Consider the following 15,860-nt stretch of genomic DNA (forward strand, 5'->3'; position numbering starts at 1 on the left):
GCCCCAATGCCGGCGCGCCAGATTGGATTTATGTCAAAATATCTTACGGTAACGTCCACATGACACCTGTTTCCTGATGGATGCGGGGCGGCTTGTGGCGCATCTCTCGACAAGATCAGGACCGTTTTGGTTCAACCCGACATTGATGGGGGGCAGTCGTGCGTCGCGAAACAGAACTTGATGCCGTGCGTGGCATTGCCGCGCTGATTGTCATGTTTTTCCATTTCTGGTTGATTATTCCAGATGAATGGAAATCACATGCGTATATTACGCATATGGCGGGGATATCCATTACCCCCGAAATCCTTTTCCATTTCACCCCCCTGCGCCTTCTGGTATCAGGATCAGGTGCTGTGGGGCTGTTTTTTGTACTGAGTGGATATGTGCTGTCCCTGTCTGTGGCACGACAGAGAATGGCGTCCTATGGGCGTTTTGTCATAAGGCGGATATTTCGGATCTACCTGCCTTTTGTCGTCGTCATCCTTTTCAGCGCCTCTCTCCTGCCTCTTGTCAAAACGGCGCCACTGCATGGGGTTAGCCAGTGGTTTGCAAACGAGCCATGGTCCGTTTATCCCACAGAACAGGTGATCATGGGCCATCTCATGATGATCGGCACGGTGCCGTTGGTCAGCCTCGATAGCCCGATCTGGTCCCTTATTATCGAAATGCGGGTATCCCTGATATTTCCAATCCTGTTTATCCTTATGGAAAAATACAGGAGTGAGACACTGACCGGTGTTGTGGCTGCGTATTTTTTCTCTAGCATTTTTCTGAACCGCCTGGGGGAAAACCCGCCTACCACTTTCATGCACAGCATTTTGTTTACATTCGAATACCTGCCACTTTTCGTGGTGGGCATTCTTTTTTATCAGTTCAGGGAGCAGATACGGGGGTTTTATGGTTCCACATGGCCAGTTATTCGCAATATTGCCCTGCCACTGGCGGTCCTGTTGCTGGGGACGCCCACCATCGGGCCGGAAAATGCCGTCGGGATCATGAAAAACCTTATATGGATCGTCTGTACGATCGTTGGATCATGCGCTGTAATCTGCATCGCACTGCATAATGAAAAAATCTCTCTTTATCTTCAGAAATCACATATGCAGGGCCTGGGTCATATTTCATACAGCCTGTATCTCAGCCATATGGTGGTCTTGCTGGTCATGGCTTATACCTTGCTGCATCATATGTCCCTGTGGGAATGGGGAATGCTTGCACTGCCGACCTGCTGTGTGGTTGCAATGGTCTGCTTCTGGCTGGTGGAATCGCCCTGCATGAAGGCTGGCTACTGGTTGACACGACGCAGGTACCTCAAACCCGGACTTGTGGGATAAAACAGCCAGGTGGGTTGGAAAACCGCCGGATGATACAGGACGGCAGGTTCCGCAACCGCCTTTTGCCAAAAGCAAAAGGCGGTATTTCCATGCGGATTCCCGTGCAAGGCGAATGTAAAATTCATGATATATGAAGGAGCATAAAAACTTTTATCACGAAAAAGACTTTTTACATGCATGACAGGAGCATCGTGCCATGAAAAAAGTCTGCTTCCTTCTCGCTGTATTATTATGTTCGTCTTCTGCCGTGGCGCAGTCATTGACGGAAAAGACGGGACTGAATTCCGTGTTTGGCGTGGCGCCCGCAACTGCGGATTTTCTCAGGGAAGCGGCCATCAGTGACCAGTTCGAAATCCAGTCCAGCCAGCTTGCGCAGGAGGAGCATACGGCGTCGTTGCAGGGCTTTGCATCGCGTATGATCACCGATCATCAGGCAACATCGGGACAATTGCAGGAAATGGTGCAAAATGGCGATCTGCAGATTGACCTTCCCACTGCACTCGACAGTTCGCATCAGGAGATGCTCGACAGGCTCAGGAAACTGCACGGTAATAATTTCGTGGGACGCTATCGCTCTGATCAGATCAGCGCACATGAAAGTGCGATTTCCTTTTTCCAGCGTTATGCAGATAGTGGGGATAACATGAAACTGAAAAGCTGGGCTGTAAAAACATTGCCAATCCTGAAATCCCATCTGGAAATGGCACGCGCCCTGCCGCAATAAAGGGGGAGTGGAATATCTGAAAAACGAGCATATGGACCAGTCTGCGCCCGATCAAGACCATCCTGCGGGCTTTTCTTCCCGTGATTATGAACGTCGCATGGCGTTGCTTGTCCGCAGGCTTCCTGCGCGGATACAGGGCCTGATACACAGGTTGCGCCGTCCGTCCGCGCGGTGGGTGCGGGTGCCGGTTGGTATCGTGCTGGTTCCGGCAGGGTTTCTGGCGGTATTGCCTGTTTTTGGTCTGTGGATGACGCCGCTCGGGCTTGTCCTGCTGGCAGAGGATATTCCGTTTCTACGTCGGGTCATGGCGCGCCTCCTTGCATGGATCGAGCGACGTCATCCAGGCTGGATGGGGCTGCCTAAAGCACGCGGTGCCCCGCCACCGTAAACACTGTTTGTCATATCATCGGCTGTACGGGATCAGCAGGCCATGCCGCATGGAAGCCCCCTTGTCACGATCCTTGTCATTGGTCTCAGTCTTGCCTTCGTACTCGGCACGATCGCAAACAGGCTCAGATGTTCCGTGCTTGTCGGTTATCTGCTGGCGGGTATCGCCATTGGCCCGTTCACTCCTGGTTTTGTGGCGGATCAGGATCTTGTGCCCCAATTGGCGGAAATTGGCGTTATCCTGCTGATGTTTGGTGTGGGGCTGCATTTTTCCGTCAATGACCTCGTCTCCGTCAGGGCCATCGCAGTTCCTGGCGCCGTGTTGCAGGTCGTCATGTCCACAATATGTGGCATGTTCCTGGCACGACTGCTGGGCTGGTCATGGGGAAGTGGCGTGGTTTTCGGCATGACCCTTGCCATCGCCAGTACGGTCGTGCTGCTGCGGACGTTGCAGGAACATCGCCTGATGGACACGCAACGTGGGCATATCGCCATCGGCTGGCTGGTGATCCAGGACCTGCTGACGGTGATGGTTCTGGTGCTTTTGCCGGTTATGGCGCCGTTGCTGAAACATGATCCGCATGCAGCCATGGTCGGTCCGTGGCAACTGATCATCGCGGTCGGGCTGACGATTGGCAAGGTCGTGGCTTTTATTGCCCTGATTCTGGTGGTCGGGCGACGGCTGATCCCGATAATGCTGCATTATGTCGCGCATACCGGTTCACGGGAACTGTTTCGCCTGTGCGTGCTGGCAATTGCACTGGGTGTTGCCCTGACGGCGACGGAAATCTTTGGCGTTTCCTTTGCTCTGGGGGCGTTCGTTGCAGGCATGGTGTTGAGTGAGTCGCCGCTGTCGCAGCATGCGGGGGCGGAAACCCTGCCGTTGCGCGATGCCTTTGCCGTGCTGTTCTTCATTTCGGTGGGAATGCTGTTCAATCCCGTCATCCTGTTTCGCTATCCCCTGCCCTTGCTGGGTACGTTGGCGGTCATCATGGTGGCAACGCCATCCCTGACGGTCGTGATCCTGCGTATCCTGCGCCAGCCATGGCGGACAGCCCTGTCGGTCGGTGCAGGACTGGCACAGATCGGAGAGTTCTCTTTCATCCTTGCCGCCCTTGGGGTGCAATCGGGGGTGCTTGCCGAACGTGCGCGCGACCTTGTGCTTGGTGCGTCCATCATATCCATACTGCTTAACCCTGTCCTTGTTGCGGTCATCAACCGGATGAACGACCTGCTGGACCGACGGGCGCGCCTGCGCACTGATGGCACGGAACGTGAAAGCCCTGTTGCAGGATTACGGGGGCATGCCATCCTGATCGGGGGTGGCCGGGTCGGTGCCCTCGTGGCGGAAGGGCTGCGTGCGCATGATGTCCCGTTGCTGGTGGTGGAGGAAGCGGACACGCAGGTAAAGGCATTACGTGGGCGGGGGATCGACGTGATGCTGGGCAATGCGGCGGACCCCGGGCTGTTGCCGCTTGTGGGGCTGGATCGTGCCCGTATCCTGATCGTGGCCATTCCCGATGCGTTCGAGGCGGGGGAGATCATCCAGCAGGCGCGTGGCCTCAACCCCGAAATCGATATCGTTGCACGTGCGCACTTTGACAGTGCTGCGAACTATCTTTTGGAATATGGCGCCAGTCTGGTCATCATGGGGGAGCGCGAGATCGCACGCGCGATGCTGGATTATGTCACCCATGGCGCCACGTCCGGCAGCCGTGTTGATCCTTCGAGCATGTAAGGACCTTTTCATGTCCCCTACTCCCACCATCACGCATCCGATCGAAGATTATGCCATGATCGGTTCCACCCACAGTGCCGCGCTGATCCACCGTAACGGCACTATCGAGTGGCTGTGCATGCCACGTTTTGATTCCGAGGCGATTTTCGCCTCTCTCCTCGGTACGTCTGAAAATGGGGAGTGGGCGGTACGTGCCACCGATCCGGCGGCACATATCACGCGTCGTTATGTTCCTGATACGATGATCCTTGAAACCACGATACAGACGGTGTCAGGGCGTGCCGTCGTGCTTGATTTCATGCCGACACCCGTTGATGGCGATCTTCATGAACTTGTCCGCATCATCCGTGGTGTCGAAGGACAGGTCGATTTTTCCGCCGAACTGCGCCTTCGTTTCAATTATGGCGCATGGATTCCCTGGGTGGAACGGCGCGAGGGGGCGATCTTTGCCTTTGCCGGACCGGATGCCATCCGCCTGAGCAGTAGCGTTGACCTCAGCAACACCAACTTTTCCACCACATCGGAATTTACCATTGTTGCGGGGCAAAGTGTGGCCACGACACTGGAATGGTTCCCCTCACACAAAATACCGCCCCTGCCGCGTGATCCTTACGCCCTGTTACGCCATACAGAGGCCCAGGGACGGCTGTGGGCGGCGCAGTGTACCTATGACGGTCCTTATGCCGAGGTTGTGCGACGCTCTCTCATGACGCTCAAGGCGCTGACCTATCAGCCGACCGGTGGGATTGTTGCGGCCCCTACGACCTCCCTGCCCGAAGATCCCGGTGGGGGGCGTAACTGGGATTATCGTTATTGCTGGCTACGTGATGCGGTCTGGACGCTGCATGCGCTGACGGTATCGGGGTATATGGAGGAAGCAAGCGCATGGCGATGGTGGCTGATGCGCGCGACCGCTGGCGCGCCAGACGGGTTGCAGGTCATGTATGGCCTGCATGGAGAGCGCAGGTTGACGGAAACCACGCTGGACCATCTGGCGGGATACGAAAACAGCCGTCCTGTGCGCATCGGAAATGCGGCGCATGAACAGCTCCAGCTTGATGTCTATGGCTCTTTGCTGGGTGCATTCGATGCGGCGCGACGTGACGGGCTGGCGGACATGGACGCGGTATGGCCGTTGCAACGTTCGATCGCCGACCGCCTGCTTGTCCTGTGGCGTCAGCCGGATTCCAGCCTGTGGGAGGTACGTGGCCCGAAGCAGCACTTTGTTTATTCCAAGATGATGTGCTGGTTTGCGTTTGACCGCACGATTGCCAGCGCTGTGGATTTCGGGCTTGAAGGCCCGGTTGACGCCTGGCGTGCGGCGCGTGAGGAAATCCATGCCGAAATCTGTGAAAAAGGGTTCGACGTGGCCAGTAACAGTTTCATGCAGTATTATGGCGCGGACCGTGTAGATGCCTCCTTGTTGCAGATCCCGCTGCTGGGTTTCCTGCCGGCAGATGACCCGCGCGTGCAGGGCACGGTTGCCCGGATCGAAAAGGAACTGCTGCATAACAATGTGGTCTATCGCTATCTGCCCGAAGGGGTGACGGCCGATGGGCTGGAGGGACGGGAGGGCGCGTTCCTTGCATGTAGTTTCTGGCTGTGTGATGCCTATATCATGTCCCGTCGCATGGAGGAGGCGCGCATCCTGTTTGAACGGTTGCTCTCCTATGGCAATGACCTTGGCCTTTTTGCTGAGGAATATGACCCCGTTGCGCGGCGGCAGCTTGGGAATTTTCCGCAGGCCTTCAGCCATTTTGCCCTTGTCCATACCGCCCATATGCTGGCAGGTGGGGTGATCGATGCCAGTGGACAGCGACGCCGGAGAAAGTAGGCTATGGGCGCCTATCTGCCGGATGATTAGGGATCGGGTTTTTCAATCTGCATATATGGCCGCAGTTTTGTGAAAAAACATTGGAAGCGAATTTGCAGGTGGTTGCGCTGCCTCTTAAGCGATCAGGTTGTGCGCGTTCTGTATGAAACCTTTCGGTAGGCCATACGCTGTATGGGCAATGGCTCAAGGGAGGGAATGATGAGTGTCATGAAATTTTCCCTCTATACACAGACGGAAAACCAGCCCCTGTTTCACTGGGTACGACGTGAACTGCATGAATGTTTTGACTTTATCATGCATGAACCGCCCCCGGACGAGATACTTGCCCTGCTGGAGGGTGCGGACTCCCTACGTTCCTGAAGGCAGCACGTATCCATGGTGCCCAGTTCTTATGGGGCGGAGTGTCGTGTGGCTGAGGGGATTTCCCCCAGCCGTTGAAATGGTTTGGGGATCACCATTCCTCCTTCATGAGATGTGACACAAGGTTGACGCCAAGGGTGGTCAGGCGCTCCACCAGTTCCCGCCCCGCGGTTGGGGAACACAGGCGCGGGTCGGCCTGCATGACCCCCTGCGTTGCGATTTCGTCAATTTCAAGGGGAAAGTGGATACTGGAACCCTCGAACCGTGCCGTGGCGAAACCATTGACGGGCAAGCCCATGAACTGCTGTGGATGGGTGGCAGGGGCCGGCAGAAGGTCGGGACGCACCAGGTCAGGAAACAGCGCCATGGCCACGCTGGATAACGGGTTGCCACCGTGCCCGGCGGAACGTTCCGCCACATCGCGGTTGCCCATTACTTCGGGGAGCATATCTGCCGCGATGCCCCATAGATAGACACTTGGGATCACCACGCCATGTGTGTGTCGCATCGACAGCGTGACATCATGCACGGCCTGTGCATTGCCGCCATGCCCGTTGAAGATGATGATGCGTGTCAGCCCGTTACGCAGCAGGCATGACATGATATCGGTCAGGACGGCACGTAACGTTGCCTGGCCCAGTGCAATTCCGCCGATGACGCTGCCGAAATAATCCGCCCCGCCATAAGGCAGGACGGGCGCGACGTAGGTTCCGATGCCACGTGCCCGCGTGGCAAGTGCCACACGGCGTGCGATTGCATCCGCGCACAGGTAATCCCCCATGGGGGCGTGCGGGCCCTGATCTTCATGGCTGCCAAGGGGCAGGATGATAACGGGGTTATCGGCAAGTGCGGTGCGTGCTTCCTGCGCGGTGAGTTCGGAGAGGCATAGTTTTTCTGTGGTCTGTTTCATACGGAAAATTCCAATTCGGGAGCATGTATATCGCGAAAAATTTTAGTAATTTGAAAATATTTTTCAATCCGCCCTGATGTGCAATCATGCCGCATGTCGTGAGAATTCCTGAATGGAAGAATTCTTTTTCATATGTTGGGGGATATGCAAAAGCCGGGGCGACAGTCCCTGATACCCGCTTTTTCCGTCCACATGTCTGTCTTTGCCGGGAACATGTGGCGTAACATATCCCGATTTTTCATAATAACCGATGGCAGGTAAACCCACATGACCCAACCTCCCGCCCGCACTTCCGAGACCTCGGTGGATCGCCTGATCCTTGACCGCTGGTCTCCCTATGCCTTTACCCCGGCCCCGATTGAGGAAACGGAACTTCTGTCCTTCCTTGATGCCGGACGCTGGGCGCCTTCGGCCTATAATTCACAGCCATGGCGTTTTATCTATGCCCGGCGTGACACTGCGGATTGGGAACGTTTCCTGTCGTGGTTGATCCCGTTCAACCATTCATGGGCACAAAATGCCTCCGCCGTTGTTTATGTCGCTTCGCATACGGTCATGAATATCGGACAGGTGGAACCTGTGCCCGCCCCTACCCATTCATTTGATACCGGTGCAGCGGCAGTTCTGGTGCAACTGCAACTGAACAAGGCTGGGTGGGCAGCCCATCCCATCAGCGGCTTTGATCATGATCTGGCGCGTGCAGGGCTGGAATTGCCTGAAGATTATGCTCTTGATGCCGCCATCATCATCGGACGCCCAGGCGATGCCGGGAGCCTGCCAGAAGGGCTGCGTGCGCGTAATGTCCCCTCCTCCCGACGTCCTCTTGCCGATGTCGCGTTTTCCGGGCGGTTCCCAGGCCAACAGCAGGATGTGGACTGAAGGGGAACGCGCACACACGGCGGTATGCGTATATGATCTGTAAATGGAGGGGGTATTTGGAAAACAAACTATTTATATAAATGTAAAAATTTCCAAGATACTGTTTTTTCGCAGTATCTTGGAAAATATTCATAAAATTTGTAATTTCAATCGTATATTGGTTCTTCCTCTTGAGAAGTGTTTAACAATCCATCGGATTGGAAAGTTTTTCGTAATAATATTTCTAAAATACAGGATGGTAATTTTAATAATCGTAGTAAACATTGCCTAGTTTTCGCGGCGCTGGTCCCACCATGCCAATCGCTTCAGGATATCGCGTTCATATCCCCGTGCATTGGGACGATAGATTTCCGGTCTGTCTGGCCCGCTTAATATGTCGGGAAAAAACGGCTGACCGCTGAAGGCATGCGGGAAATCATGGTCGTATCTATATCCATCCTTGAAGCCCTGCGCCTTCATCAGTGCCGTTGGCGCATTGACCAGATGCTTTGGCGGCATGATTGAACCATGTGCCTCGGCAAGGTCCATGGCGGTGTAGAATGCCTTGTAGATTGCATTGGATTTGATCGCGGTTGCCAAGTATCCCACGCATTGTGCAAGTGCGGGCAGTCCTTCTGGTTCCCCGATCCGTTCAAACACAGCCGCGCAGGCGGCGGCCTGTTCGATGGCGCGCGGATCGGCAAGACCGACTTCCTCCGTCGCCATGACCATCAGGCGGCGCAGGATCGCGCGTGGTGGTTCCCCACTTCTGAGCAGCCGGGCCAGCCAGTAAAGTGCTGCCTGCACATCCGAACCCCGGATTGATTTCTGAAACGCGGACAGTAGCGCATGATGAATATCCGATCCCTTGTCGCCGGCATGTGCTTTGCGTTGTACAAGGGTATGAAGCTGTTCGGGCGTAACGGCGGCGTCAGGGCCGAGATCCGACAGTGCTTCGGCCATCACCAGCAGGTAACGCCCGTCGCCATCCGCCATGTTCAGCAGTTCGGTGCGCGCCTCCGCCTCAAGGGGAAGCGTATGGCCCAAATGCGCCTCCGCACGTTCCAGCAGGATCGACAGGTCGTGTGTGGCAAGCCGTTCAAGCACCATGACCTGCGCCCTGCTGGCAAGCGCGCGATTCAGTTCAAAAGAGGGATTTTCGGTGGTTGCACCGATCAGGACGATGGTCCCGTCTTCCACATACGGTAACAGTGCATCCTGCTGTGCCTTGTTCCAGCGATGGATTTCATCGACGAACAGGACCATGCCCTTTGTCTGCCCCTGCTGGCGAAGGCCCTGCGCCCGGGCGAGTGCTTTTTTCAGGTCTGCCATACCTGACATGACGGCGGAGATCTGTTCAAACGCCATGCCCGAACGCGCGGCGAGTATGCGTGCCAGCGTGGTTTTTCCCGTTCCCGGAGGGCCCCAGAAAATCATGGATGACAGGCGCCCCGATGCCACCATGCGGCCAATGGGCCGATCTGGGGCCATCAGGTGGGCCTGGCCAATGACATCCTCGATCCGTTCCGGACGCAGGGCTTCGGCAAGGGGACGGGGCGCTACGGTCTCGAACAGGGATGTCACGTTTTCTCCATGGTGTTCATGTCTATGCCGGATTATGCATTTTCCAGATGCGTTTCAGAAGACGGAAGCCCTACATTTATGTTCCCTGTTCTGTCGTCCCTGATAAAGGATCGGATCATGTCATCTTGTCGCCTGGGTCGTCATGGTATCGTGCTCTCACTGTTTCTGGGTGCATCATTCTGGCATATGGCCGCACAGGCCGCCCCACGGCCAGAGGCGCTGCAACTGCCAGCGGGGTTCCATATTGCTACTTATACCAGTCATGTCCCCGGTGCGCGTGAAATGGCGCTTGGTGATCGGGGGACGATTTTTGTCGGCTCCATGGGGGCGGGCAAGGTCTATGCCCTGACAGACGGGGCAGACGGTCATGCACCACAAGTGCGGGTGGTGGCCCATGGCCTGAACCTCCCGGTTGGTGTGGCCTTTCATCAGGGGGATCTGTATATTTCCGATACCCGCCGGATTGTCGTCCTCCGGGGGATAGAGGACCGGTTGGACCACCCGCCCACACCGCAAACGGTCGCGGATAACCTGCCCTATCGTGCGGGGGACCATTCATGGAAATTCATTGCGTTTGGACCAGATGGCAAGCTGTATGTTCCGATTGGCGCACCGTGCAATGTTTGTGATATCGGGCATGAGTTCGGTCGTCTGATCCGCATGAATCCCGACGGCACCGGGCGTGAGGATGTGGCGTATGGCATCCGTAACACCGTGGGATTTACGTGGCAGCCCGGAACGGGCGCCCTGTGGTTTACCGATAATGGCCGCGATATGATGGGCGATGACATCCCATCTGATGAGCTGAACCGTATTGACAGGGTTGGGCAATCCTTTGGATTTCCCTATTGCCATCAGGGTAACATTCCTGATCCTGTCTATGGCAAGGGTCATCCATGTGCTGGGTTTACACCGCCTGTCCTCAGGCGGGCGCACATGTCGCGGCCCTCGGGTTACGATTTTACGAAGGAACGATGTTTCCCGCAATGTATCGTGGTGGCCTGCTGATTGCGGAGCATGGGTCATGGAACCGTTCCCGTCTGTCGGGATACAGGGTGGTGGCAGTCCCTGTCAGTGCGGGTGGCAGCGTAGGGCCAGCCTCTGTCCTTGTAGACGGTTTTCAACATGAAGAGACCCCGTGGGGGCGGCCTGCGGATGTACAGCCCCTGCCCGATGGCAGCGTCCTTGTCAGTGATGACCTGGCCGGTGCGATCTATCGTCTGACCTATGATGGACATGCGGGTTGAAATGGGGATGGCAGAATATCCGAACACCATAAAATTCGGATATTTCAGTAACGGTATGTAAAAAATAAATAAAACACTGACGGGGAATAAGTAATCCGCGAATATATTTTATAATATTCTCCACAGAAAAAGTGTAAATTCAAAAACCGTGATGGTCATATTTAGAGACTGTTTGAAACGTCAGGCGCGATAACATACTGAAATCATAAAGGTTTTTGGTGAATCTTTTTTCAAAAAGCTTCAGAAGACGCCGCCTTTTTGAAAAAAGGCAGCGCCCAAAAAACTTTTCCTGTTTTTTATCAATGATTTTTTTCAAACAATCTCTTAATCTGTGTGCTTGATCGATTCTGCACCCAATCCGATTTGAAGCATCTGTCTGGAAATTATCTTGTCGCCATAAGAGTCCGGTGGGTGTTCTGTAATGTTTGCAAAAAGCAATCCTCACAAAACACCTGTGAAATTTAGTCCCGTTTCTCGCGGGGCTGCGCATTCATCAGGGCCAACCCCTCTGCGACCGAGACGAACTCTCCGCCCGTATCAACACGTTCCGCGCCAAAGCGACGGGTGAACAGGTCCCGCACCGCAGGTACGAACGATGTGCCACCGGTCAGGAAAACGCGGTCTATCGCGCTTGCAGGCAGCGCCGCACGTTCAAGGGCGTTTTCAACGGCCGCATCAAAGCGATGCAGGTCCGGGGCGATCCAGTTTTCGAATTCGGTGCGTGTGATTGTACGATTGATGTGAATATCCCGATGATCATATGTCAAGATCGCGCGGTCGGCCTGTGACAATTCCCGCTTTGCCGCGCCCACGGCACGATAAAGTGCCTGTCCCTGCTGATCATCAATCAGGTTACGCAATGCAAGTAGTCGATCCGGTTCTGAGGCCGTGCGCGCCACTTCCGAGATATCGCGCAGGGTTTGTGGCGTGCGCATCAGGGCAAGGCGATGCCAGCGGCCAAGGCTTGCATACCATTCCGCCGGGACCGGCAGTGGTGCGCCACCCATCACGCGATAAGTGGTATGCCGTCCCAGTTCAGGAGCAATGACATTATCAATGATACGGTAATCGAACTGATCGCCTGCGATGCCAACACCGGAATATCCTAATGGTGTTGCCCGATGCGGGGTATCGGGGTCGAAACGCAGGATGGAAAAATCACTGGTGCCCCCACCGAAATCCCCCACCAGCACTGTGGCTGGTGTGCCAAGGCGGCGGGCGAAGCGCCACCCTGCGGCTTCGGGTTCGAGGGCTACATCGACATGGTGAAACCCTGCGGCACGGAAACTGTCGCGCAATCGCTGCTCCCCAAAGGCATCATCGACGCCGTCCCCCGCGAAATGCACTGGGCGGCCCACCGTGGCGGTGACTGTGGCGGGATCAATTCCGATCGTGCGCATCAGGCAACCCAGAAAGCGCGCGATCATCATCTCCAGCGTCATGACATGCCCAAGCAGGCGCGTCTGGCGAAAGGAGGCCTGCGCCAGATAGGATTTCATGGACATGATCAGGCGGCTTTCGGCCGGATCCTCCAGATAGGCATCGATAGCTGCGGCACCTATGGCTTCGCACAGGCTGATGCGCCCTGCCTGCGTTTCCTCATGCCACAGGCACAGCAGCGAACGGCAGGTTTCCGTGGCCTCGTGATGGGGAAAGGAAAAGCGTGCCGGATGGGGGTGCCCATTTTCATCCAGCAGGACAATAACAGTGTTGGTCGTGCCGAAATCAATGCCGAGCCTGACGCTCTGGGGGGATCCGATGGAAGACATGGCGCCTCAATAATCATCCATCTGCCGTATGTCCATCCATCGTAACATCAGTTGCCTCAGGCCAGGGTCTCATTGTTCAGCAAGGCATGGGCCAGACGGTTGTGTCGTTCGGCAAGCATTCCCGTATCACATGTCAGCAGATGTCCGTCACGTACGACGACCTGTCCGTTGATGATCGACAGTGCCACATTGCGCGGGGTGCAGAACACAAGGGCTGCGACAGGGTCCACCAGCGCCCCGGCATATTCGATGCCACGCATGTCAAAGGCGACAAGGTCCGCCGCCATGCCCGGCGACAGATGCCCGATATCATCACGTCCCAGAACGGTGGCTCCCCCTCGTGTCGCAAGTTCGAGAACGGTGCGTGCCCCCATCATGGGGGTATCGTCCCCATTATCACGCAATCGCGAAACAAGCATCGCCTGGCGTGCCTCTGTCAGCATGTGGCTGCTGTCATTGGAGGCCGAACCGTCCACCCCCAGCCCTATGGGCACACCATGGGCCATCATATGGCGCACGGGTGCAATGCCTGACCCCAGACGCATATTGGAACATGGGCAGTGGGCAACGCCTGTCCCGCTGCGCCCAAAACGTTCAATGCCGGCATGATCCAGACGGACGCAATGTGCATGCCATACATCCGGCCCAAGCCAGCCCGTATCCTCAGCATATTCTGCCGGAGTCATGCCAAAAGTTGCGCGGCTATATTCGATATCGCTGGCGTTTTCAGCAAGATGGGTGTGGAGCCTTGTGCCCGTTGCACGCGCCAGTGCTGCTGATTCGCGCATCAGATCCCGACTGACGGAAAATGGCGAACAGGGGGCCAGGACAATGCGTCGCATCGCAAGGCGGGAGGGATCATGATATGTTTCGACCACACGTTGCATGTCATGCAGGATGGTTTTTTCATCCTCCACCAGACTGTCGGGGGGCAGTCCCCCCTTGCTTTCACCAACACTCATTGCGCCACGGGCGGCATGAAAGCGCATGCCCATCGTGGTTGCCGCCTCAATCTGGTCATCAAGGCGGCTGCCATTCGGGAACAGGTACAGATGGTCACTACTGGTGGTGCAGCCCGAAAGAATCAGTTCCGCCATTGCCGTGCATGTAGAAACCCGGATCATATCCGGCGTCAGGCGTGCCCAGATGGGATAGAGCGTACGCAGCCAGCCGAACAGGGAGACATCCTGTGCTTCGGGCACGGCACGGGTCAGGGTCTGGTACATGTGGTGATGGGTGTTGACCATGCCTGGCATGACCACATGACCTGACATGTCCATGATCTCGTCCGCGGTGGGCGGTACTTCGTCGGCCATGCCAACACGTACGATCTGCTGGTCCTGTATCAGGACCCAGCCCCCGGCGATTTCACGTCGCTGCGTATCCATCGTCACAAGCATCAGCGCGTTTTTAAGCAGTATGGAATGGGGCATGGATTTCTTAACCAATGTGGGCGTTGTACGTTGTACTATAGCGGGATCGACATGAAATGTGCACCCATGTCATGGGAACAGTATGGGAATTAGTCAGGGGGACGGACATGATTTTGGAACAAGTCACTGACAAAAAACGATAAAATTCTTTAACAGTCAGTTTTCTCCAAAAGGGGAAGGCGTGTGAACCCTATTAAAAAAAACTTTATAGACCGTTTGAAAAATCAGGCTCGATAACATCTGGAATTACATAAGGTTTTTGGTGAATATTTTCCTAAAAATCTTCACAAAACGCCGCCTTTTTTAAAAAGGCGGCACCAAAAACTTTTCTTATTTTTTGTCAATGATTTGGTTTAAAATAATCTCTTACCAAAAAATGCATGAATATAGCTCAGAAATATGCGTTTCCCTGTCTTCAGCAGCCTGCCGAAAGGCGTGGCCCTTGTGACGTTTTTTGAAGAATTCTCGCAAGGGCTTTATGAATCCTCTTCTTTTGTCAGGGTATTGTTAAAACCATTTCTTATCGTTCACGCACGGCTTCCGGCATACCTAATGGACCTGTTCTGGCTGCGGATGGATGTCCGTTCTGTTGCGCCATGTGGTCCTGGATGCGATGGGTGGGATGTGGTGCCGGTGCAGGATGATGGGTCATCCCCTCCATTCCTTCCATCCCCTCCATATGTTCCATTCCCTGCATATCGTGCATCTGCATCGCCGGAGTGGTGGCTGCATGGGCGTAAGGGGCCATCAGGAAGATCGTGCCCATAATGGTCGAAAGGGCAAAAAACCGGGAACCATGTTTCATCATTGCTTTGTAATCCTTATTTATACAGGAATATTTTTTCATATCTTGGGGGAACCGGCCCTGCCCTGCCTTCAGAACCATGTCCGTAGCCCGAATGTGAAATTCAGGTCATGCAGGTCATGTTCGCCACGCGCCCGTGCCAACGTTGTGGCCTGGTTGAATGTGCCGCTATAGGTGACGCCAATATAGGGGGCGAGTTTGCGATGCCATTCATAACGCAGCCTCAATCCTGTATCGATATCAGACAGGCCCCGTCCGTTCGCCCGACCCGGATCGGATTGTGAGTAGAAATTAAGTTCGACCTGAGGTTGAAGGATCAGGCGGTTGGTCAGCAACAGGTCATATGATCCCTGCAGGCGGCCGGCTGCGCCACGATCGCTGAAATAAGCAGTCGCTTCCACGTCAAAGAAATAAAGCGCCAGCCCTTCTATCCCGACTGCACCCCATGCGCGGGTGGGACCATTGTCGATATCCATCCGAACCCCGGTCTGGACATCGAAATAGCGCGAGATGGCACGATCATACAGAATTTCATGATCGCCGTCGCCAAACTTTCCGTTCGTACCCACCGTACCTTCAGATTTCAGCCACAGCTTGTTGTAATCCGTGCCGACCCACGCCTGTCCGTCATATCGGAACTGTCCCCCATTGGCGTTATAGCGTGCCTCGAACTCATCAAGCAGGGCATGGGCATAGAGATTATGATCCATGACCGGTGGCATTGCGTTGACATAGGCAACAGGCGCAGAAGACAGCCCTTTTTTCTGCACGCCACTATTTTTCATGGTGTGGGCCTGTGCCATCGGGGTGACGGCCTGTGCATGAAGGGAGGAGACGGGGATACATGGTAATATCGTGGCAATGATGAACATGTGTT

The 15,860-nt window shown here is 55.3% G+C and carries 13 protein-coding genes and 1 pseudogene; 8 read left to right on the plus strand and 6 right to left on the minus strand.

The window, feature by feature from the left end:
* Positions 1-158: 158 nt before the first annotated feature.
* The 6 genes from IFJ82_RS08155 (at position 159) to IFJ82_RS08180 (ending at position 6,377) form a co-directional block, all read left to right on the plus strand.
* Positions 159-1,334 (plus strand): acyltransferase family protein, encoded by a 1,176-nt coding sequence (locus tag IFJ82_RS08155; RefSeq protein ID WP_062808846.1) that lies wholly within the window; start codon positions 159-161, stop codon positions 1,332-1,334.
* Positions 1,335-1,530: 196 nt separating this feature from the next.
* Positions 1,531-2,058 carry a DUF4142 domain-containing protein gene (locus tag IFJ82_RS08160; protein ID WP_003619961.1) on the plus strand — a complete coding sequence of 176 codons (528 nt, stop codon included), beginning with the start codon at positions 1,531-1,533 and terminating at the stop codon, positions 2,056-2,058.
* Positions 2,059-2,089: 31 nt separating this feature from the next.
* A complete protein-coding gene (locus IFJ82_RS08165) occupies positions 2,090-2,446 on the plus strand; it encodes a hypothetical protein (protein ID WP_225578589.1) in 357 nt (118 codons plus the stop codon).
* 42 nt (positions 2,447-2,488) lie between these two features.
* A complete protein-coding gene (gene ybaL / locus IFJ82_RS08170; RefSeq protein WP_192263701.1) occupies positions 2,489-4,183 on the plus strand; it encodes a YbaL family putative K(+) efflux transporter in 1,695 nt (564 codons plus the stop codon).
* Between the two features lie 10 nt (positions 4,184-4,193).
* Complete coding sequence (locus IFJ82_RS08175; protein WP_003619957.1) at positions 4,194-6,017, plus strand: glycoside hydrolase family 15 protein; 1,824 nt, start codon at positions 4,194-4,196, stop codon at positions 6,015-6,017.
* Between the two features lie 207 nt (positions 6,018-6,224).
* Positions 6,225-6,377: a hypothetical protein gene (locus IFJ82_RS08180; RefSeq protein ID WP_155734111.1), complete on the plus strand. Its 153-nt coding sequence runs from the start codon at positions 6,225-6,227 to the stop codon at positions 6,375-6,377.
* A 91-nt stretch (positions 6,378-6,468) separates the two neighbouring features.
* Here the strand turns inward: IFJ82_RS08180 and IFJ82_RS08185 are convergent, their stop codons facing one another.
* Positions 6,469-7,287 (minus strand): creatininase family protein, encoded by an 819-nt coding sequence (locus tag IFJ82_RS08185; protein WP_192263706.1) that lies wholly within the window; start codon positions 7,285-7,287, stop codon positions 6,469-6,471.
* Between the two features lie 267 nt (positions 7,288-7,554).
* Here IFJ82_RS08185 and IFJ82_RS08190 point away from each other — a divergent pair, with 267 nt between their 5' ends.
* Entirely contained in the window at positions 7,555-8,166 is a 612-nt protein-coding gene (locus IFJ82_RS08190) for a nitroreductase family protein (RefSeq protein WP_062808843.1), read from the plus strand.
* 267 nt (positions 8,167-8,433) lie between these two features.
* Here IFJ82_RS08190 and IFJ82_RS08195 read toward each other — a convergent pair whose 3' ends face one another.
* The gene (locus IFJ82_RS08195; RefSeq protein ID WP_003619948.1) at positions 8,434-9,729 is read right to left on the minus strand and encodes a replication-associated recombination protein A; all 1,296 of its coding nucleotides are present in this window, start codon (positions 9,727-9,729) and stop codon (positions 8,434-8,436) included.
* A gap of 186 nt (positions 9,730-9,915) precedes the next feature.
* On the opposite strand from IFJ82_RS08195, the pseudogene IFJ82_RS08200 reads away from it, so the two are divergent.
* Positions 9,916-10,976: pseudogene (locus IFJ82_RS08200) on the plus strand (PQQ-dependent sugar dehydrogenase).
* Between the two features lie 461 nt (positions 10,977-11,437).
* Here the strand turns inward: IFJ82_RS08200 and IFJ82_RS08210 are convergent.
* From IFJ82_RS08210 to IFJ82_RS08225, 4 genes are all read right to left on the minus strand, one after another.
* Positions 11,438-12,745 (minus strand): Hsp70 family protein, encoded by a 1,308-nt coding sequence (locus tag IFJ82_RS08210; protein WP_192263713.1) that lies wholly within the window; start codon positions 12,743-12,745, stop codon positions 11,438-11,440.
* A gap of 56 nt (positions 12,746-12,801) precedes the next feature.
* Entirely contained in the window at positions 12,802-14,178 is a 1,377-nt protein-coding gene (locus tag IFJ82_RS08215) for an 8-oxoguanine deaminase (RefSeq protein ID WP_192263716.1), read from the minus strand.
* 520 nt (positions 14,179-14,698) lie between these two features.
* Complete coding sequence (locus IFJ82_RS08220) at positions 14,699-14,986, minus strand: hypothetical protein (RefSeq protein WP_192263718.1); 288 nt, start codon at positions 14,984-14,986, stop codon at positions 14,699-14,701.
* Between the two features lie 68 nt (positions 14,987-15,054).
* Complete coding sequence (locus IFJ82_RS08225; protein WP_110549995.1) at positions 15,055-15,855, minus strand: copper resistance protein B; 801 nt, start codon at positions 15,853-15,855, stop codon at positions 15,055-15,057.
* Positions 15,856-15,860: the final 5 nt, after the last annotated feature.

Origin of the sequence: Novacetimonas hansenii, from assembly GCF_014843995.1 — a bacterium.
Classification (GTDB): domain Bacteria; phylum Pseudomonadota; class Alphaproteobacteria; order Acetobacterales; family Acetobacteraceae; genus Novacetimonas; species Novacetimonas hansenii.